Source organism: Halobacillus sp. ACCC02827 (assembly GCF_030291935.1).
Taxonomy (GTDB): Bacteria; Bacillota; Bacilli; order Bacillales; family Halobacillaceae; genus Halobacillus.
Window position 1 is genome coordinate 1,707,679 of record NZ_CP128168.1, and the last position, 19,184, is coordinate 1,726,862.

19 protein-coding genes are annotated in these 19,184 nt (G+C 46.8%); all 19 read left to right on the plus strand.

The window, feature by feature from the left end; translation table 11 throughout:
• The 19 genes from QRD89_RS09125 (at window position 1) to QRD89_RS09215 (ending at window position 19,183) form a co-directional block, all read left to right on the plus strand.
• Window positions 1–471: a chemotaxis protein CheW gene (locus tag QRD89_RS09125; RefSeq protein ID WP_062513407.1), complete on the plus strand. Its 471-nt coding sequence runs from the start codon at window positions 1–3 to the stop codon at window positions 469–471.
• Complete coding sequence (locus QRD89_RS09130; protein ID WP_008639586.1) at window positions 471–1,100, plus strand: chemotaxis protein CheC; 630 nt, start codon at window positions 471–473, stop codon at window positions 1,098–1,100. Before QRD89_RS09125 ends, QRD89_RS09130 begins: the two co-directional genes overlap by 1 nt.
• A 7-nt stretch (window positions 1,101–1,107) precedes the next feature.
• Window positions 1,108–1,587 carry a chemotaxis protein CheD gene (locus tag QRD89_RS09135; protein WP_286096764.1) on the plus strand — a complete coding sequence of 160 codons (480 nt, stop codon included), beginning with the start codon at window positions 1,108–1,110 and terminating at the stop codon, window positions 1,585–1,587.
• Window positions 1,588–1,625: 38 nt separating this feature from the next.
• Entirely contained in the window at window positions 1,626–2,402 is a 777-nt protein-coding gene (locus QRD89_RS09140; protein ID WP_286096765.1) for a FliA/WhiG family RNA polymerase sigma factor, read from the plus strand.
• Between the two features lie 31 nt (window positions 2,403–2,433).
• Complete coding sequence (locus tag QRD89_RS09145; RefSeq protein ID WP_286096766.1) at window positions 2,434–2,895, plus strand: hypothetical protein; 462 nt, start codon at window positions 2,434–2,436, stop codon at window positions 2,893–2,895.
• A gap of 148 nt (window positions 2,896–3,043) precedes the next feature.
• Window positions 3,044–3,781, plus strand: coding sequence for a 30S ribosomal protein S2 (gene rpsB, locus QRD89_RS09150; protein WP_008639593.1), 738 nt, complete (start codon window positions 3,044–3,046; stop codon window positions 3,779–3,781).
• A 137-nt stretch (window positions 3,782–3,918) separates the two neighbouring features.
• On the plus strand, window positions 3,919–4,803 hold the full coding sequence (gene tsf, locus QRD89_RS09155; RefSeq protein ID WP_008639595.1) for a translation elongation factor Ts: 885 nt from the start codon (window positions 3,919–3,921) through the stop codon (window positions 4,801–4,803).
• A gap of 107 nt (window positions 4,804–4,910) precedes the next feature.
• Window positions 4,911–5,633, plus strand: coding sequence for a UMP kinase (gene pyrH / locus QRD89_RS09160; protein ID WP_008639597.1), 723 nt, complete (start codon window positions 4,911–4,913; stop codon window positions 5,631–5,633).
• 2 nt (window positions 5,634–5,635) lie between these two features.
• Window positions 5,636–6,193, plus strand: coding sequence for a ribosome recycling factor (gene frr, locus QRD89_RS09165; protein ID WP_008639599.1), 558 nt, complete (start codon window positions 5,636–5,638; stop codon window positions 6,191–6,193).
• A gap of 154 nt (window positions 6,194–6,347) precedes the next feature.
• Window positions 6,348–7,115 (plus strand): undecaprenyl pyrophosphate synthase, encoded by a 768-nt coding sequence (gene uppS / locus QRD89_RS09170; RefSeq protein WP_026577457.1) that lies wholly within the window; start codon window positions 6,348–6,350, stop codon window positions 7,113–7,115.
• A 16-nt stretch (window positions 7,116–7,131) separates the two neighbouring features.
• A complete protein-coding gene (locus tag QRD89_RS09175; RefSeq protein WP_008639604.1) occupies window positions 7,132–7,932 on the plus strand; it encodes a phosphatidate cytidylyltransferase in 801 nt (266 codons plus the stop codon).
• 16 nt (window positions 7,933–7,948) lie between these two features.
• Window positions 7,949–9,094, plus strand: coding sequence for a 1-deoxy-D-xylulose-5-phosphate reductoisomerase (gene dxr, locus QRD89_RS09180; RefSeq protein WP_286096767.1), 1,146 nt, complete (start codon window positions 7,949–7,951; stop codon window positions 9,092–9,094).
• 108 nt (window positions 9,095–9,202) lie between these two features.
• Window positions 9,203–10,459 carry an RIP metalloprotease RseP gene (gene rseP / locus QRD89_RS09185; protein ID WP_026577456.1) on the plus strand — a complete coding sequence of 419 codons (1,257 nt, stop codon included), beginning with the start codon at window positions 9,203–9,205 and terminating at the stop codon, window positions 10,457–10,459.
• Window positions 10,460–10,541: 82 nt separating this feature from the next.
• Window positions 10,542–12,245: a proline--tRNA ligase gene (locus tag QRD89_RS09190; RefSeq protein WP_026577455.1), complete on the plus strand. Its 1,704-nt coding sequence runs from the start codon at window positions 10,542–10,544 to the stop codon at window positions 12,243–12,245.
• Between the two features lie 93 nt (window positions 12,246–12,338).
• Window positions 12,339–16,631: a PolC-type DNA polymerase III gene (locus QRD89_RS09195; RefSeq protein WP_286096768.1), complete on the plus strand. Its 4,293-nt coding sequence runs from the start codon at window positions 12,339–12,341 to the stop codon at window positions 16,629–16,631.
• A gap of 353 nt (window positions 16,632–16,984) precedes the next feature.
• Window positions 16,985–17,458, plus strand: a complete 474-nt coding sequence (gene rimP / locus QRD89_RS09200; RefSeq protein WP_008639614.1) for a ribosome maturation factor RimP — start codon at window positions 16,985–16,987, stop codon at window positions 17,456–17,458.
• A gap of 14 nt (window positions 17,459–17,472) precedes the next feature.
• The gene (gene nusA / locus QRD89_RS09205; protein ID WP_008639616.1) at window positions 17,473–18,582 is read left to right on the plus strand and encodes a transcription termination factor NusA; all 1,110 of its coding nucleotides are present in this window, start codon (window positions 17,473–17,475) and stop codon (window positions 18,580–18,582) included.
• 14 nt (window positions 18,583–18,596) lie between these two features.
• Window positions 18,597–18,872 carry an RNase P modulator RnpM gene (gene rnpM / locus QRD89_RS09210; RefSeq protein WP_008639618.1) on the plus strand — a complete coding sequence of 92 codons (276 nt, stop codon included), beginning with the start codon at window positions 18,597–18,599 and terminating at the stop codon, window positions 18,870–18,872.
• Window positions 18,869–19,183: a YlxQ family RNA-binding protein gene (locus tag QRD89_RS09215; protein WP_008639620.1), complete on the plus strand. Its 315-nt coding sequence runs from the start codon at window positions 18,869–18,871 to the stop codon at window positions 19,181–19,183. The genes rnpM and QRD89_RS09215 overlap by 4 nt, the downstream gene beginning before the upstream one ends.
• Window position 19,184: the final 1 nt, after the last annotated feature.

The following is a 19,184-nucleotide window of genomic DNA, read 5'->3' on the forward strand; positions in this document are numbered from 1 at the left end:
ATGACGGAACAAAGCCGATCCATTAGGAAAGTCATCGTCTTTCAAATCAATAATGAAGAATATACGGTCCCGGTTGATCAAGTAGGTTCTATAGAAAGAATGATGCCGATCACCCGTGTTCCGGGGACAAGTGCATTTGTTAAAGGTGTCTTAAATCTGAGAGGAGTAGTCACTCCTGTCATTGACCTTAGAGAACGATTCGGCCTGCCGTTCAAAGAAGCTGATGAGAGAACGAGGATTATCACGGTAACGGTGGGAGAGCTGAATGTCGGGTTGATTGTGGATGCAGCGAATGATGTGCTTGACCTGGACGAAACGGAAGTCGAACCACCGCCTGAGATTGTCGGTACCGTAGAGGCGGAATATATACAGGGTGTTGCTAAACAGGAACACAGGCTTCTCATTTTGTTGAATTTGGAGAAAATCCTCTCAGAAGAAGAAGCGAAGAGCTTACAAAAGGCTGGAAATTAATGGAGGATAGCTTCAGCTATACTAAGGCACACATAGACGTGTGGAGGGAGATAGGGACGATCGGCGCCGGGCATGCTGCGACGGCCCTTTCCCGTCTTCTGGGCAGAGGCTTTGACATGCATGTTCCCGATGTCCATGCTGCTGGTTTCGATGAGGTGCTGAAACTTGCTGGAGGGAGCGAAGAAGAAGTGGTAGGAGTCTGCCTCCAAATCCACGGCGACGCCTCTGGATATATGTTCTTTCTTTTCTCTCCTAAACAAGCCGCCATGTTCGCAGACCACTTGACTTTTGCGGCCGGGCAGTCATATAGAAATGATCCGACGCTGGCTGTATCTGCGGTCAAAGAACTTGGGAACATTTTGTCCGGCTCGTATTTAGCAGCATTGAACCAAATGACAGCACTCACGATGTACCCGTCCATTCCTTCTTTATCCAAGGATATGGCAGGTGCCGTCCTCAGTGAAGGGCTGGTTCGAATTGCCGTTGACAGGGACACTGCTCTGGTTATAGAGACGGTTCTGGTGGACCGCGAGAAAGCGGAATCGATGAAAGGGCACATTTTCTTCTTTCCGGATCCTGTATCCTATGACCGTATTTTTAAGTCGTTGGGAATTCAAGCGGATGGGTGAGATAGGGATGCTCATACGTGTAGGGATAGGGGAGATGGCTGGTGTGAAAGCTCCGGACACGATTCGTACGTCGGGACTTGGTTCTTGTGTCGGAATCGTCCTTTACGAAGAGAGGTCAAAGTTCGCGGCCATGGGTCATATCATGCTGCCGGATTCGACGGTTTCAAGGAATGCGCGGAACCGGGCCAAGTATGCAGATACAGCTGTAGAAGATCTCTGCCGACTAATAAAAGAGCAGCGTGTTCCCCTACATAAGGTTAAAGCGAAAATTGCCGGTGGGTCACAAATGTTTCAGTTCGGGGAGGCAAATGACACGATGCGGATTGGGCCGAGGAACGTACAAGCGGTACGTCAGTGTCTCGCAAAGGTTCATATTCCGATTGTCGCAGCAGACGTTGGGGGATCAAAAGGAAGAACAATTGAATTCGATCCTTCCACCAATGCCCTTAAGATACGAACGGTCGGGGCGGGGGAACGGATTATATAATGGAACAACGATCCAATAAACAAGCGGGGAGGATGAAAATGGCCATCTGTTTATCTCCTCAGGAACAACAGTGGTGGGAACTTTGGACGAAGAAGCAGGACGTAGATGCTGTCAACCACTTAGTCGAGCGATATGATTATCTTGTAAATTACCACGTACAAAGGATATCTGCCCACCTTCCAAAAAGCGTGAGCAAAGATGATGTCCGCAGCCTGGGCATGTTCGGTCTCTACGATGCGTTGAAGAAGTTCGATCCGACAAGAGATTTGAAATTCGATACCTATGCATCTTTCAGAATCAGGGGCTCCATTATGGACGGTCTCAGAAAAGAGGACTGGCTCCCAAGATCTGTCCGGGACAAAGCTAAGAAGGTGGAACAGACGACAGAAAGGCTGGAGCAGAAACTGCAGCGTCCTCCTACCTCATGGGAGGTGGCTGCAGAGCTTGAGGTCACGCAGGCAGAAGTGGAAGAGATCGTGAAAGACTCTCTTTATGCGAACGTCCTTTCTATGGAAGAAAAACCGAAAGACGGCAGGGAAGATCATAAAGAAGGAATCGGCTACTCCATCCCTGATGAACAGACCCGGACACCACAGGACTCCATTGTACGAAAAGAAAACTTCCAGGAGCTTGCAAAAGAAATACGGCAGTTGAATGAAAAGGAGCAGCTGGTAATCAGTTTGTTTTACCATGAAGAACTGACGTTGACGGAAATTGGTCATGTGTTGGAGCTGACCACGTCCAGAATCTCGCAAATTCATGCGAAAGCAATATATAAACTGCGTCATTCCCTACGGGAGATGATAGAAGCATGACGGAATATCAACAGAATTGACAGGTGATTAGATGACAGGATTTCTATTATCCATAAGCTTCCTGATCGACGGGGTGCTGCTTTATGCTATTTTCATACTGATGAAGCGAGTCAAACAGGCAGGGGAACTGGAAGAGCAGAAGCAAGAGACCGCTTCTGAAATAGACGACCTGTTTACTTCCTATTTAGCAGAGCTGAAAGATGAGAATGAGCGTTTGATGGCATGGGTGGCAAATCCTCCGGAACAAAAGCCGGTCACATACACCGATGAGCACCAAGCGAAAGCATCTATTCGGGAGAGTGCTCCGGTTTATACTCCCCCCGTCCCTGTAGAAGGAACAGAAGTTATTTATGAGCGTTCCCTGCAGTCGCAGGTGATCGACATGATGCAGAGCGGCCTTACCATTGAAGAAACAGCCCGGAAATTAGATAGAGGAAAGACAGAAGTGGAGCTGTTGTACAAATGGAGCCAAAAAACTAGCGAAAAAACTTGAACGTCCTCCGCTCTTGTGGTATATTTACTGACGGTGTCAATACACACGCCTTTGGATCCTCCGGTGAGGTTGCTCTTCACAAGAAGAGTTCACTAGAGGAAATGATAGAGGCGGAGGATACTAAAAAAACCTAACAGGAGGAACTAACATGTCAGTAATTTCTATGAAACAGCTGCTAGAAGCTGGTGTTCACTTCGGACACCAAACCCGTCGCTGGAACCCGAAAATGAAGAAATACATCTTCACGGAGCGTAACGGGATTTACATCATCGACCTTCAGAAAACTGTGAAGAAGGTAGACGAGGCATTCAACTACGTGAAAGAGGTCGCTGCTGACGGCGGTAACATTCTTTTCGTAGGTACGAAAAAACAAGCGCAGGACACTGTCCGCGACGAAGCTACTCGTTGTGGCATGTACTACATCAACCAACGTTGGTTGGGTGGAACGCTTACTAACTTCGAAACAATCCGCAAACGTATCTATCGTTTGAAAGATATTGAGCGTATGGAAGAAGACGGTACGTTCGACGTACTTCCTAAAAAAGAAGTTGTCGACATGCTTAAAGAAAAAGATCGTCTTGTTAAATTCCTAGGCGGAATTAAAGAAATGAAGAGCCTTCCGGATGCAATGTTTGTCATTGACCCTCGTAAAGAGCGCATCGCAATCGCTGAAGCTCATAAATTGAATATCCCGGTTGTAGGTATCGTTGATACTAACTGTGACCCAGACGAAATCGATTATGTCATCCCAGCAAACGATGACGCAATCCGTGCCGTTAAATTGTTGACTTCCAAGATGGCAGACGCTGTTCTTGAAGCGAAACAAGGGGAAGAAACAGAAACAACGGAAGAAACAGAAGCTGCAGTAGAAGCTGCTCAAGAGTAAAAAAGGGTCAAAAAGGTGATAAGGGGACGTACCTTTATCACCTTTTTTAAAGAGACTTTCTTTAATATTCCGCCTCTCATCCTTGACCAGGACAGAGAAGCGGCTTCGATTTGTATATTAACAAGGAGGCTTTAACAATGGCTGTAAATGCAAAAATGGTAAAAGAACTTCGTGAAAAAACTGGCGCAGGTATGATGGACTGTAAAAAAGCGCTGACAGAAACTGATGGTGACATGGACAAAGCGATCGAGTGGCTTCGTGAGAAAGGTATCTCCAAAGCTGCTAAGAAAGCAGATCGTATCGCTGCAGAAGGTTCTGCTGCAATTGAAATCCAAGGGAACACGGCTGTTCTTTTCGAAGTGAACTGTGAAACAGACTTCGTAACAAAGAACGACCAGTTCAAAGAGCTTTTGAAAGAACTTGGTCAACACCTGGTTAACCAAAAGCCGGCTACTGTAGAAGAAGCGCTTGAACAGAAACTTCACGGTGATGGAGAAGTTCTTAGCAGCTACATTACAGACCGCGTAGCGAAAATCGGTGAAAAGCTTTCCCTTCGCCGTTTCGTAATCAAAGAAAAAACAGATAACGATGCGTTTGGTGCTTACCTTCACATGGGTGGGAACATCGGTGTCCTTACCGTCCTTGAAGGTTCTACAGACGAAGCGGCAGCTAAAGACGTTGCGATGCACGTAGCGGCTGTAAGTCCTCGTTATGTATCCCGTGATGAAATCCCTGCCGAAGAAGCAGACAAAGAGCGCGAAGTTCTTAAGACTCAGGCGCTTAACGAAGGCAAACCTGCCAACATCGTTGAGAAAATGGTAGAAGGACGCATCAACAAGTTCTTCGAAGAGATCTGCCTGCTCGACCAAAGCTTTGTTAAAGATCCTGACCAGAAAGTGAAACAGTTCGTCGCTTCTACAGGCGGACAAATCACTGGTTTCGATCGTTTCGAAGTAGGAGAAGGTATGGAGAAACGTGAAGAAAACTTTGCTGATGAGGTAATGAGCCAAGTTAAAAAATAAGGATAGTGAAGAGTAGGGGACACTGTCGGTGTTCCCTATTTTCAAACATGCTACATAGTGGCAGATGTGCAAGCAAACAGGAATAGCAAAATTCACGGGAGGTTACTATGACTACAGCTCGTTATCGTCGTATCGTATTAAAATTAAGTGGAGAAGCTTTGAGTGGTAAGGCAGGGTTCGGATTGGAGCCGAGCATCATCAAGTCTGTCTCTAGACAAGTGAAAGAAGTAGCGGAACTGGGAGTAGAAGTTGCTGTCGTCGTCGGAGGCGGAAACATCTGGCGCGGAAAAGTCGGTGCAGAAATGGGCATGGATCGTGCGAATGCCGACTATATGGGAATGCTCGCAACGGTTATGAACTCTCTTGCACTGCAGGACAGCCTGGAAAACCTCGGTATTCCGACCCGTGTTCAGACATCTATTGAAATGAGACAGGTAGCCGAGCCATATATTCGCAGAAAAGCGATCCGCCACCTGGAGAAAAAGCGTGTCGTCATTTTCGCTGCGGGTACAGGTAATCCGTATTTCTCTACGGATACGACAGCGGCCTTGAGAGCTGCTGAGATTGAAGCCGACGTCATTCTTATGGCGAAGAATAATGTTGACGGTGTTTACACAGATGATCCAAAACTGAATGAAGATGCTGTCAAGTACGACCAGCTCTCTTACATGGACGTCCTTAACGAAGGGCTTGGAGTCATGGATTCCACTGCATCTTCCCTATGTATGGACAACGATATCGATTTATTGGTATTCTCTATTACAGAAGACGGTAATATCAAAAAGGCCGTAATGGGCGAAAATATTGGAACGATCGTGAGGGGGAAATAATCATGTCTGAAGCCGTGATTAATGAGACAAAACAACAAATGGAGCAGGCGGTACAAGCTTTTTCTCGCCAGTTGGCGACAGTTCGTGCCGGACGCGCCAATCCATCTATCCTTGACAATGTGTATGTGGACTACTACGGAGCTGCGACGCCGTTGAACCAGCTTGCACAAGTATCCGCACCAGAGCCTCGTCTGCTTGTCATTACACCATATGATAAGACTGCGATTGCTGAAATTGAGAAAGCAATCCAGAAAGCGGATCTTGGGTTGTCTCCATCCAGTGACGGAAATGTTGTCAGAATTAACATTCCTGCACTGACAGAAGAGCGTCGTAAGGACCTTGCCAAAGTAGTAGGCAAGTACTCGGAAGAATCGAAAGTACAAATTCGTAATATCCGCCGCGATTCCAACGACAAACTGAAGAAACTTGAAAAAGACGGCGAACTCACAGAAGATGATCTTCGATCTTATCAGGAAGATGTCCAAAAGGTAACGGATCAGCACATCGTCAAAATCGATGAGTTGGCCAAAACGAAAGAAGAAGAGATCATGGAAGTTTGATCTTCTTCCTGAACTCATATGCCTTGAGGTGTATAAGCCGCGCTGTAGATGTTTGGCAGCGCGGCTTTCATTTTGTTTCCATCATATAGAACGACATATCGTCGAAATATAGTATATAATAGAAAGATGGAAGAAACGGACTGGAGGATTCAACATGCCAATCAAGTTTCCATTTGCCAAAAGAAAAAAACAACCGAAATCCCAGCCGCTCGGGCTCGATTACGATCATATTCCGGAGCACGTGGCAATCATCATGGATGGAAACGGCCGTTGGGCGAAGAACCGTGGAATGCCGCGAATTGCCGGGCATAAGGAAGGTATGGGAGTAGTGAAACGGATCGTGCGTTATGCGTCCGATATCGGCGTGAAGGTTCTCACTCTGTATGCATTTTCAACTGAAAATTGGAAACGCCCGAAAAAAGAGGTCGATTTCCTGATGAAGCTTCCTGTTGATTTCTTAAATACATATTTGCCTGAACTGATCGAGAGAAATGTCCGGGTCCAGACCATCGGAGATTTTGATGTCCTGCCACCTCATACGAGAAAGGCAGTCAAAGAAGCGATGGAAAAAACAAAGAACAACGACGGACTTATTCTTAACTTTGCACTCAACTACGGCAGCCGCTTTGAAATGGTGCAGGCAGTCAGGCAGATTTCTTCCAAAGTCCAGTCAGGTGAACTGGTCCCGGAAGATATTAATGAAGAGGTTTTCAGTAAGGAGCTTTATACTTCCGACTTGATTGAACCGGACCTCCTGATCCGTACAAGCGGGGAACAGAGGCTTAGTAATTTTCTGCTTTGGCAGCTCGCCTATGCAGAATTTTGGTTTACTGAAGTATATTGGCCTGATTTCAATGAGAGCCATTTTGAGAAAGCTCTCTATGATTTTCAAAATCGTAAACGTCGTTACGGCGGAGTATAAGGTGTGATTAATCTTTATGAAGCAAAGAACCATTACAGCAGTAGTTGCCGCATTGATCTTTATTCCGATCATCATGCTCGGAGGATGGCCGTTCCAGGCGTTCGTGTACATCATTGCGAGTATCGCTTTGCTGGAACTCATACGTATGAAAAAAATTGCTAGATATTCAGTCGCTGCAGGACTTGGTCTCCTGCTTATGTGGGCGCTTATGTTTCCTTATGAAGTGTTTGACGGTATTGTGGCGGATGAGGATTTAATTACGAAGTCCGAAATAACTCTTCTGGCCGTTTTAGTGTTGTTGAGCTACACGGTACTCGTCAAGAACCGCTTCACTTTCGATGATGCCGGATTTCTCCTGCTGTCCGCCATTTACATCGGAATGGGATTTAATTATTTGATCGAAACACAACAAGCGGGACTTGAATATGTGTTTTTCTCCTTGTTTGTTGTTTGGGCGACGGATACAGGTGCTTATCTGTTCGGCCGTTCATTTGGAAAGCACAAGCTCTGGCCGCAGATCAGTCCGAAGAAGACCATTGAAGGATCGATCGGGGGAATCGTACTTGCCTGCATCGTGGCCGTCCTGTTTCAGTGGGTCTATCCACTTGATCATTCTTTGATCGTCATCCTGCTTGTCACGATATTGGTTTCCATTGCAGGACAGATCGGTGATCTGGTCGAATCTGCATTTAAAAGACATTATGCCGTTAAAGATTCCGGGAAAATCCTCCCTGGACATGGAGGCGTGCTTGATCGATTCGACAGTTTAATCTTCATTCTGCCGATCCTCCATTTAATTAATTTCATTACGGTCTAAAGGGGGAGTATGAGAGATGAAACAAATAGCACTGCTCGGGGCGACAGGGTCCATTGGTATTCAAACCCTCGATGTCATCCGACTGCATCCCGACGAGTTCCGTCTGTACGCAATGGCGTTCGGAAGGAATATTGAAAAAGCTTTGCCGCTCATCAAGGAATTCCAGCCTGAAATGATAGTCGTTCAGGATGAAGAGACCAAAGACAAGCTGGAGAAAGAAATAGAAGGTATTTCTGTCCTTTCTGGATCCAAGGGTTTAATTGAAGCCTGTGTAGCCGATGCTGTGGATGTAGTAGTCAATGCCGTCATGGGAAGTGTTGGACTTCCGGCGACGTTGAAAGCCATTCAGGCTCAGAAAGTAATTGCGATTGCCAACAAAGAGACTTTGGTAACAGCCGGTCATTTAGTAATGGCAGAAGCAGAGAAGTACGGCGTTGAACTTCTCCCGGTAGACAGTGAGCATTCTGCCATATACCAGTCCCTGAACGGGGAGAATCCAAAAGATATAAATAAACTGATCATCACCGCTTCCGGTGGGAGCTTCCGGGACCGGACACGTGAAGAATTAAAAGGGGTAACAGTGGAAGACGCCCTCAAGCATCCGAATTGGAGTATGGGAGCTAAAATCACCATTGATTCTGCATCCATGATGAATAAGGGGCTTGAAGTGATCGAAGCACACTGGCTTTTCGGTGTACCTTATGAACAGATTCATGTTATTCTTCATAGAGAAAGCGTCATCCATTCCATGGTGGAATACTCCGATCGAAGCGTGATTGCCCAGCTCGGAACACCGGATATGAAAGTGCCGATCCAGTATGCATTGACATATCCGGAACGGAAAGAGCTTCCGATTACGAAGCCGTTAAACCTTGAAGAGATAGCTGCGCTTCATTTTGAAAAAATGGACTTTGAACGTTTTCCTTGTTTGAAAATGGCGTATGAAGCAGGAGCTTCGGGTGGTTCGATGCCGACGGTGCTTAACGCAGCAAATGAAGAAGCGGTGCAGCTTTTCCTGGAAGGCAAAATATCCTTCCTCGATATTGAGAAATACATTGCACAAGCATTGGAAAACCACACAAGGATTCATAACCCGGACTTGTCTACCATAATTTCTATAGATGAGGAAACGAGAAAGAGCGTCCGTTCTTTTCTTGTATAACGGTTTTAATGGGAAAGGTGTTCGCCTTTCCTGGCTGCTGCAGATTGGAGCCGTAAAGCGGACGAGTCTGCTCGATAACAATGCCATAAAAGAAGGAAGGTGCTTCATTTGACTACCGTGATTGCATTTATACTCATGTTCGGGCTTTTGGTTTTCGTTCATGAGTGGGGGCATCTTATTTTCGCTAAGCGTGCAGGGATGCTCGCCCGTGAATTTGCGATCGGTTTCGGACCCAAGATCTTCGCCTTCACTCGAAACGAAACACTATACACCATTCGGCTGCTGCCGGTCGGTGGGTACGTTCGGGTAGCAGGGGAGGATCCCGAAATTGTTGAATTGAAAGCCGGTCACCATATCGGTCTTGAATTCAACCAGGAAGGAAAAGTGAATCGGATCATCGTTAACAACAAGTCGAAGCATCCACACGCGAGAGTCATCGAAGTGGAAAAAGCAGATCTCGATCATAACCTTCTGATTGAAGGGTATGAAATCGATGAGGACGAGAAACTTTTCTTTGAAGTCGATCCGAAGGCGATGTTCGTCATGGATGAGAAGGAAACGCAGATTGCTCCATACGATCGTCAATTCGCATCCAAAACAGTGCCGCAGAGAGCGATGCAGCTATTCGCCGGTCCTTTAATGAACTTTGTACTAGCCATTATTCTGTTCCTGATCCTTGGATTTGCTCAGGGTGTGCCGTCTGATGAAGCGAAGCTTGGTACCATACAGGACAATTCGCCTGCAGACCAGGCGGGGTTAATGGCTGGTGATCGAGTGACTGCTGTCGACGGACAGTCTGTCGACACGTGGGAAGAATTCACGACGATCATCCGCGAACATCCGGATGAAGAAGTTGCACTTACGCTTCAGAGAAATGACCAAACGCAGGAAGTGAATGTTACTCCTGCTGCGGTAGAGGCGCAGGATATTACCATCGGTCAAGTCGGCGTTTCAAGGGCATTTGAGGATTCTTTCGCTAAGAAGCTGACGTTCGGATTCACGCAGACCTACGAGTGGTCCACGCTTATCCTTACGAATCTCGGAAAGCTTGTAACAGGCCAGTTCTCGCTTGATATGCTCTCCGGACCTGTCGGCATTTATGATGCCACCGACCAGGTCGTCCAGACAGGTTTCACGAATTTCGTCATGTGGACGGCGATCCTTAGTATCAATCTGGGGATTGTCAATCTGCTGCCGCTTCCGGCACTGGATGGCGGACGTCTGTTGTTCGTTGGATTAGAAGGAATCCGAGGAAAGCCGATCGATCCTCAAAAAGAGGGTATGGTCCATTTCATCGGTTTCGCACTATTGTTCCTGCTGATGCTTGTCGTCACCTGGAACGACATTCAACGGTTATTTTTATAGAAAATATGGCTGGAAGCCTTCAGGTACAGGTTGATTCCTAGGCTTCTAGCTTCTTTTATTAATCAAGAACTGAGGTGTCACTATGAGACAAAGTCAAATGTTAATTCCAACGTTGAAAGAAAACCCGGCTGATGCGGATATTAAGAGCCACCAGCTGCTCGTCCGGGCAGGTTACATACGCCAGATTGCATCTGGAATTTACAGTTTCCTACCAATCGGCAAACGTGTATTGAATAAAGTAGAAGCTATCGTACGTGAAGAAATGGAGAAAATCGGTGCTCACGAAATGGCGATGCCCGCTCTTGAGCCGTCTGAATTGTGGAAAGAAAGTGGTCGTTGGACAACCTTCGGGTCTGAGCTGATGCGAATGCATGACCGAAACGGCCGTGAATTCGCGCTGGGTGCCACACACGAGGAAGTAATCACAAGCCTTGTCCGTGATGAGGTGAAAAGTTACAAGCAGCTGCCGCTGACCGTCTTCCAAATTCAAAACAAATTCCGTGATGAAGCACGTCCTCGATTCGGACTGCTTCGCGGCCGTGAATTCTTGATGAAGGATGCTTACTCGTTTAATGAATCGTACGAAAGCCTTGATGAAACGTATGACAAAATGTTTCAGGCTTACTCTAATATTTTCAGCCGTTTAGGCTTGAACTTCCGAGCGGTCATTGCTGACTCTGGAGCAATGGGAGGGAAGGACACCCATGAATTCATGGTGCTGTCGGAAGTAGGGGAAGACGTGATCGCTTATTCCGATACGTCCCGTTATGCAGCGAACATCGAAATGGCACCGGTCGTGACTAAATACGAGAAGTCCAAAGAAGCCTCCAAAGAAATGGAGAAAGTCGAAACACCAGGTAAGAAAACGATGAAGGAAGTCGCGGACTTCCTTGGTCATGATCTCGATAAGGGTATGAAAGCGATCCTTTTCCAAGTGGACGAAGCGTTTGTGATGGTTATTACACGCGGCGATCACGAAGTCAACGATGTGAAGTTGAAAAATCTGTATGACGCCGGTGTCGTAGAACTAGCATCGGAAGAAGATACAAAGCGGCTCCTTGGAACGGGTTTCGGTTCTCTTGGACCGGTTAATGTGCCGGAAGACGTGGATGTTGTAGCAGACTTTGCCGTGGAAGCACTTGTTAATGCTTCTTGTGGGGCAAATGAGGAAGGGTATCATTACACAAACGCAACGCCCGGTGTAGATTTCCAAGTGAAGCAGTATGCAGATCTTCGCTTCATTCAAGAAGGGGATCCTTCCCCGGACGGTGAGGGTTCCATTAAGTTCGCGCGGGGAATCGAGGTTGGTCACGTGTTCAAGCTGGGCGAATTCTACTCGGAACGCATGAACGCGACATTCTTAAATGATCAGGGGAAAGCGAAAACAATGATCATGGGATCATACGGAATCGGTGTCTCCCGGACAGTAGCTGCCATTGTGGAACAATATCATGATGAGCGCGGCATCACTTGGCCGGCCAATATCGCTCCTTACAAAGTTCATCTTTTATCCATGAATCCGAAGAAGCAGGAGCAGAAGGATTTGGCAGAAGAAATTTACGGGATGCTGCTTGAAGCGGGCATCGAGGTCCTATATGATGATCGTAAAGAACGTGCCGGAGTCAAGTTCGCAGACAGTGACCTGTTCGGTGTCCCGCTCAGGATAACGGTAGGAAAGCGTGCTCCTGAAGCAGTGGTTGAACTGAAAGAGCGTGCAACCGGAGAACAGAAGGACTTGGAAACAAATGAAATCATCGACTATGTGAAAAACTGGTATCAGGCATAAGAATCGAATGGAGAACACATACCCTTGCTGCGAGAAACTTTAGCAAGGGTATTTCCATGATGACCTGTGTTCTGTGGAAGAGGAGGAACCCTTATGAGCGTATCCAATCAGGAGAAAATGCACTATCTGCTGGAACAGATCCAATTTCCTCATGATTTGATTGAGCCTCATTTCAAAGACAGCCGTCTCGAAAAAGTGGTCGTTTATCGGGAAAGGAAAGTATGGCACTTTCATTTTCAACTGCCTAAACCGCTGCCGCCGTCTGTCTATGAATTGTTTACGTCCAAACTTACGAGCGCGTTCCGCGCCATTGCAGAGGTTTCCTGGACGATGGAAACGACAGAAAAAGAATTGACACCATCAGACGTTTTGGAATATTGGCAGGCGTTCATCCGTACTCTGAAGAACTTGACGCCTGGTTACAAAGACTTACTTATGGAACAACAGCCTGAGGTTAACGGAAATAAGATTATGTTAACTTGTAGAAATCTTGCAGAAAGCCACGCGGTCCAAAAGAATCTCGAAGAACCGCTGAAGCAGTTCTGTTCCGTCACAGGGCTTCCGCCATATATGCTGTCTACACGTGTGAAAGAGGAGAAGGAACAAATCAAGAAGTTCCAGGAAGAGCGGCAGAAAGAAGACAAAATTCTTGTGCAGCAAGCGGTTAAAGAACAGGAAGAACGCGCAAAAGAGAAGGATGATACAAAACCGAAAGGGCCGCTTGAAATCGGGTATAAGATTCAGGATGATATTGTGATGATGTCGGACATTCTGGAAGAAGAGAGAAAGCTTGCTGTACAGGGGTACGTATTTGATGTAGAAGTAAAGGAACTTCGCTCAGGTCGACACCTGCTTCTATTGAAAGTTACGGACTACAGTGATTCCTTCTCCATTAAGATGTTCTCCCGCGGCGATGATCATGCAGAAATGTTCAAGCATGTGGAAAAAGGCATGTGGGTAAAGGCCCGGGGAAGTATCCAGACCGATAATTTCACGAATGAATTGACGATGATGGCTAATGACATCAATGAAGTGAAACCAAATCTCCGCAGAGACGAAGCACCAGAAGGGGAGAAACGGATTGAATTGCATGCGCACACGACGATGAGTGCGATGGACGCTCCTGTTGCTCCTTCCCGTCTCGTCAAACAGGCGGCAGATTGGGGGCATGAGGCGGTAGCCATTACGGATCACGCCGTCGTCCAAGCCTACCCGGATGCCTACGCAGCCGGCCAGAAGAACGGCATAAAAATCCTTTACGGTGTGGAGGCGAATCTCGTTGATGACGGGGTGCCCATTGCTTATGAAGCCCAGGACAGGGTGCTCGAAGACGATGTCTATGTCGTTTTTGACGTAGAGACTACCGGACTGTCTGCCGTATATGATCAGATTATTGAGCTTGCAGGAGTGAAAGTGAAGGGCGGAGAGATCATCGATCGCTTTGAGTCCTTTGCAAACCCTCATCACCCGCTGTCTCAAACGACAATCGATTTAACTGGTATTACGGACGATATGGTAAAGGATGCGCCGGAGATCGGGGACGTCCTGAAGGATTTCCATGAGTGGATGGCAGACGATATTCTCGTCGCCCACAACGCAAGTTTCGATATGGGATTCCTAAATGCAGGGTTCAAGCGTATTGATTATGGAAAAGCAAAGAACCCGGTTATCGATACGCTTGAACTTGCCCGTTTTCTTGTTCCAGAACTTAAGAACCACCGTTTAAATACGTTGTGTAAGAAATTTGATATTGAACTTACTCAGCACCACCGTGCGATTTATGATGCCGAGGCGACCGGTTATCTTTTGTGGAAATTGTTAAAACGTGCGTTTGAAAGAGGAATTACCAACCATAAGAACTTAAACGATTATATGGGGGAAGGGAAAGCTTATCAACGTTCCCGGCCTTTTCATTGTACGCTTCTAGCTCAAAACAGTACTGGTCTTAAGAATATTTACAGGCTCGTATCAGAAGCACATGTTAACTATTTTTACCGTGTACCGCGCATCCCCCGTTCTCTATTGTCTAAATATAGAGAGGGGATTTTGATCGGCTCCGGCTGTGATAAAGGTGAGGTGTTTGAAACGATCATGCAGAAGTCGGAGGAAGAGGCAGAGAAGGTTGCCGAATTCTACGACTACATTGAAATCCAGCCTCCAGGAAACTACAATCACCTGATTGAGAAAGATCTCGTTCAGACAGAAGCGCAGGTGCTGGATATTCTTAAGCGTCTCGTCGCTATGGGAGAAAGACTTGGAAAAACGGTCGTCGCTACAGGGAATACCCACTACCTGGAGCCGCATGAAAAGCAGTACCGGCAGATTCTCGTCTCCTCCCAGAACGGAAATCCTTTGAACCGCCAAACTCTTCCTGAAGTCCATTTCAAGACAACCAACGAGATGATAGAAGAATTGTCGTTTCTAGGTAAGGATAAAGCGAAGGAACTGGTCGTCGACAACACCCATAAAGTATCCGGGTTGATCGAAGATGTGAAACCCGTAAAAGATGACCTGTACACCCCGAATATCGAAGGGGCGGAGCAGGAAATCAGGGAGATGTCTTATAATAAAGCCCGCAGCATTTACGGCGAACAGATACCGGACCTGATTGTTAAGCGTCTGGAAAAGGAACTCGACAGTATTATCGGTAACGGTTTTGCGGTCATTTATTTGATTTCCCAGAAGCTTGTAACGAAATCGCTTGAGGACGGTTATCTAGTGGGATCTCGTGGTTCCGTCGGTTCTTCCTTTGTTGCTACGATGACCGATATTACAGAGGTGAACCCACTTCCGCCTCACTATGTTTGTCCATCCTGTCAATACAATGAATTCTTCACAGATGGTTCTGTGGGGAGTGGATTCGATCTTCCGGAGAAAGAGTGCCCGGAATGTGGTACATCCCTTAAAAAAGACGGTCAGGACATCCCGTTTGAAACGTTCCTTGGTTTCAAAGGGGACAAGGTTCCGGATATTGACTTGAACTTCTCCGGGGAATATCAGCCCCATGCCCACAACTACACGAAAGAGTTGTTTGGCGAGGATAGTGTGTACCGGGCGGGTACGATCGGTACGATTGCGGAGAAGACGGCCTATGGGTACGTGAAAGGCTATGCTGGAGACCATCAGCTTCAATATAAAAATGCAGAGATAGACAGGCTCGTCCAGGGTTGTACAGGTGTCAAAAGGACAAGCGGGCAGCACCCCGGCGGGATCATCGTTGTTCCGGATGATATGGAAATTTATGATTTCTCTCCGATCCAGTATCCGGCGGATGATACGAAATCCGAGTGGAGAACGACCCACTTTGACTTCCACTCCATCCACGATAACTTGCTGAAGCTTGATATTCTCGGGCACGATGATCCGACGGTTATCCGCATGCTTCAGGATTTAAGTGGAATCAATCAGAAGGAAATACCTGTCGACGATCCGGAAGTGATGAAGATTTTCAGCGGACCGGAAGCACTTGGTGTAACAGCAGAACAGATCATGTGTAAGACAGGGACGCTGGGAGTACCGGAATTTGGTACACGCTTCGTCCGGCAGATGCTTGAAGATACGAAACCGAAGACGTTTGCCGAGCTAGTTATTATATCAGGTCTGTCCCACGGGACGGATGTATGGCTTGGAAATGCGGAACAGTTGATTAATGACGGTATTTGTACATTGCCGGAAGTTATCGGGTGCCGGGACGATATCATGGTTTATTTGATGCACAAGGGTCTCGATCCATCTCTTGCTTTTAAAATCATGGAGTTTGTCCGTAAAGGACGGGGGCTTCAGGATGAGTGGATCGAAGAGATGAAGAAACACGGGGTGCCGGACTGGTATATCGACTCCTGTAAAAAGATCAAATACATGTTCCCTAAAGCCCACGCAGCAGCTTATGTCCTGATGGCGGTCCGAATCGCTTACTTCAAGGTTCATTATCCCATTTACTTCTATGCTGCTTACTTTACAGTTAGAGCAAGCGACTTCGAATTGGAAACGATGATGAAAGGAGCGGACGCTATCCGCTCGAGAATTCAGGAGATACAAGGGAAGGGCCTTGACGCAACGCCGAAGGAGAAGAGCTTATTGACTGTTCTTGAGCTTTCCCTTGAAATGGCGGAACGTGGGTATGGGTTTAAGAATGTGGACCTTTACCAATCGAGCGCTACAGACTTTCTAGTAGAAGGAGACTATCTGATCCCGCCATTCAACGCTGTGGACGGACTTGGAACGAATGCCGCGATCAATATTGTAAATGCAAGGAAAGAAGGCGAATTCTTATCCAAACAGGATTTAAGGGAACGCAGCCGTATCTCTAAGACCGTTCTCGAATACTTGGATAACTTTGGCTGTTTGGAAGGGATGCCGGAAGAAAACCAGCTTTCTCTATTCTAATCTTCCTGCTTTGTGAGAGCCCGTGTCATTTTCTTCATGTGTTGCATAAATGAAGCATGTATGATATATTTCTAATGGTGAGAAGAGCGATACGAACGGCGGAAGAGTGGGGAAACCCACTCTTTCGTCATATTCCAGGCTCTTGCTTGTGGTTAAACTTCGATGCATCAGGGGCTTGGATGCCCACGAGACGAACCGCTATGATTTATGTCATAGCGGTTTCTCGTGACATTTTACGTATATGCCTGAACCTGCGTAATGCTTTTTAGTCAACTTAGATAAACGGCTATGAAATCTGCAAATCCATGCAATACTAATAGAAGCAAAGCATTGCAATTGAAGGAGGGAAGAACATGAGTAATCATGTCACATCCGTCACTGAACGTCTCGTTCAGCCTATATTGGATGAAATGAATTTGGAGCTTGTCGACGTGGAATACAAGAAAGAAGGACAGAACTGGTATCTGCGAGTCTTCATTGATAAAGAAGGCGGCATCGACATAGAAGAATGCGGACAAGTATCTGAACAGCTGAGTGAGAAATTGGACGAAGAAGATCCAATTGAAATTCCTTACTTTCTAGAAGTCGCATCACCAGGTGCAGAGCGACCGTTGAAAACGGAAGCCGACTTTAAGAAGTACGTCGGGGAATATGTCTATATGAAACTATACGAACCGATTGATGGAGAGAAAGAATTTGAAGGGACACTTACAGCCTTTGAGGATGGGGTCGCTTCCGTCGAAATCACCATCAAGACGAGAAAGAAACAGTTGGACGTACCATTTGCTAAAATTGCAAAAGCAAATCTGGCTGTCACGTTTAATTAAGGGGGAGAAAACCGTTGAGTAGTGAACTATTTGATGCCATGGATTATCTAGAGAAGGAAAAAGGCATCGACAAAAACCTGTTGCTTGAAGCTTTGGAAGCAGCTTTGATCTCTGCATATAAGAAAAATTTTAATTCTGCAACGAACGTACGTGTGGATATTAATGAGCAGGAAAGTGCCATGAAGGTGCTTGCTCGTAAAGAAATTGTGGAAGAGGTTATGGATCCACAACAGGAGATTTCCTTGGAAGAAGCAAAAGGCATCGATCCTAACTATGAGCTGGAAGATGTCATAGAGCTTGAAGTAACGCCCATGGATTTCGGTCGAATCGCAGCACAGGCTGCGAAGCAGGTGGTAACACAGCGCGTACGGGAAGCAGAACGAGGTATTATTTACGGAGAGTACGTCGATCGCGAAGAAGACGTCATGACAGGTATCATTCAGCGTAAAGACCCGCGTTTCGTTTATGTCAACTTAGGCAAGATCGAAGCCCGTCTCCCTGAGGGAGAGCAGATGCCTACCGAAACTTACGAAGTGCATGACCGCCTCAAGGTGTTCGTCACGAAAGTAGAGAACAGCAACAAGGGTCCTCATATTTATGTGTCAAGAACACACCCAGGACTGCTTAAGCGCCTGTTCGAAATGGAAGTGCCGGAGATCTATGATGGTACGGTCGAAGTTAAATCCGTAGCGCGTGAAGCAGGTGACCGCTCGAAGATCTCCGTTTATGCAGAAGATCAGGAAATCGATCCGGTCGGTTCTTGTGTCGGTCAGCGTGGACAGCGTGTACAGGCAATCGTCAATGAGCTGAAGGGTGAAAAGATCGACATCGTGCAGTGGTCCGAAGATCCTGTAGAATACGTATCCAACGCTCTCAGTCCATCTAAGGTTATCGAAGTCCTCGTAAATGAAGAGGATAAAGCAACGACCGTTATCGTTCCGGATTATCAACTTTCCCTGGCAATTGGTAAGCGCGGGCAGAACGCACGCCTGGCAGCCAAGTTGACAGGATGGAAAATTGATATAAAGAGTGAGAGTGAAGCGCTTGAACAGGGAATCCTGACTAAAGCTTCCTCTGAAGGTGAAGACGCATCTGACCTTGACGAAGATTTGTTTGAAGAATAAGGAGGGGTGGTACGATGACCCATTCCAAGAAACAACCCATGAGAAAGTGCGTCGTGACACAGGAAATGGTGCCGAAACAACAGTTGATCCGGATTGTCCGCAATAAAGAGGGAGAAATTTTTGTTGATGATACCGGTAAGAAGAACGGCCGAGGCGCCTATTTAACGAAAGATCTCGACGTCATAGCAAAGGCGGAAAAGGGCCAGGTGCTCAACCGCCATCTGAAAGCAGATGTCGATGCCGGCATTTATCAACAACTTAAAGATATAGTGCAGGCAGAACGAGCATGAACAAGCCATATTTGAACTTGCTCGGCATGGCCATGAGAGCCGGTAAATGTACGCTTGGCGAGGAATCCATCGTCCGTGATATCCAGAAAAGACGGGCGAAACTGGTTCTCATTGCAGAAGACATCGGCCCGCAAACGAAAAAGAAGCTCACAGACAAGTGCAGCTTTTATGAAATACCTTGTTATACCGTGGACGATCGCCAAACATTGTCCCAGGCCATCGGAAAGACAGGGAGAGTCGCGATCGCAGTTCTAGAGAAAGGATTCGCTGAGAAATTGCAATCGCTGCTCGATGAATCCATTCGGGGGTGAA

Coding starts and splice junctions, on each gene's coding strand:
- QRD89_RS09125 (WP_062513407.1), top strand. CDS start 1: ATGACGGAACAAAGCCGATCCATTAGGAAAGTCATCGTCTTTCAAATC.
- QRD89_RS09130 (WP_008639586.1), top strand. CDS start 471: ATGGAGGATAGCTTCAGCTATACTAAGGCACACATAGACGTGTGGAGG.
- QRD89_RS09135 (WP_286096764.1), top strand. CDS start 1,108: ATGCTCATACGTGTAGGGATAGGGGAGATGGCTGGTGTGAAAGCTCCG.
- QRD89_RS09140 (WP_286096765.1), top strand. CDS start 1,626: ATGGCCATCTGTTTATCTCCTCAGGAACAACAGTGGTGGGAACTTTGG.
- QRD89_RS09145 (WP_286096766.1), top strand. CDS start 2,434: ATGACAGGATTTCTATTATCCATAAGCTTCCTGATCGACGGGGTGCTG.
- rpsB (WP_008639593.1), top strand. CDS start 3,044: ATGTCAGTAATTTCTATGAAACAGCTGCTAGAAGCTGGTGTTCACTTC.
- tsf (WP_008639595.1), top strand. CDS start 3,919: ATGGCTGTAAATGCAAAAATGGTAAAAGAACTTCGTGAAAAAACTGGC.
- pyrH (WP_008639597.1), top strand. CDS start 4,911: ATGACTACAGCTCGTTATCGTCGTATCGTATTAAAATTAAGTGGAGAA.
- frr (WP_008639599.1), top strand. CDS start 5,636: ATGTCTGAAGCCGTGATTAATGAGACAAAACAACAAATGGAGCAGGCG.
- uppS (WP_026577457.1), top strand. CDS start 6,348: ATGCCAATCAAGTTTCCATTTGCCAAAAGAAAAAAACAACCGAAATCC.
- QRD89_RS09175 (WP_008639604.1), top strand. CDS start 7,132: ATGAAGCAAAGAACCATTACAGCAGTAGTTGCCGCATTGATCTTTATT.
- dxr (WP_286096767.1), top strand. CDS start 7,949: ATGAAACAAATAGCACTGCTCGGGGCGACAGGGTCCATTGGTATTCAA.
- QRD89_RS09190 (WP_026577455.1), top strand. CDS start 10,542: ATGAGACAAAGTCAAATGTTAATTCCAACGTTGAAAGAAAACCCGGCT.
- QRD89_RS09195 (WP_286096768.1), top strand. CDS start 12,339: ATGAGCGTATCCAATCAGGAGAAAATGCACTATCTGCTGGAACAGATC.
- rimP (WP_008639614.1), top strand. CDS start 16,985: ATGAGTAATCATGTCACATCCGTCACTGAACGTCTCGTTCAGCCTATA.
- rnpM (WP_008639618.1), top strand. CDS start 18,597: ATGACCCATTCCAAGAAACAACCCATGAGAAAGTGCGTCGTGACACAG.
- QRD89_RS09215 (WP_008639620.1), top strand. CDS start 18,869: ATGAACAAGCCATATTTGAACTTGCTCGGCATGGCCATGAGAGCCGGT.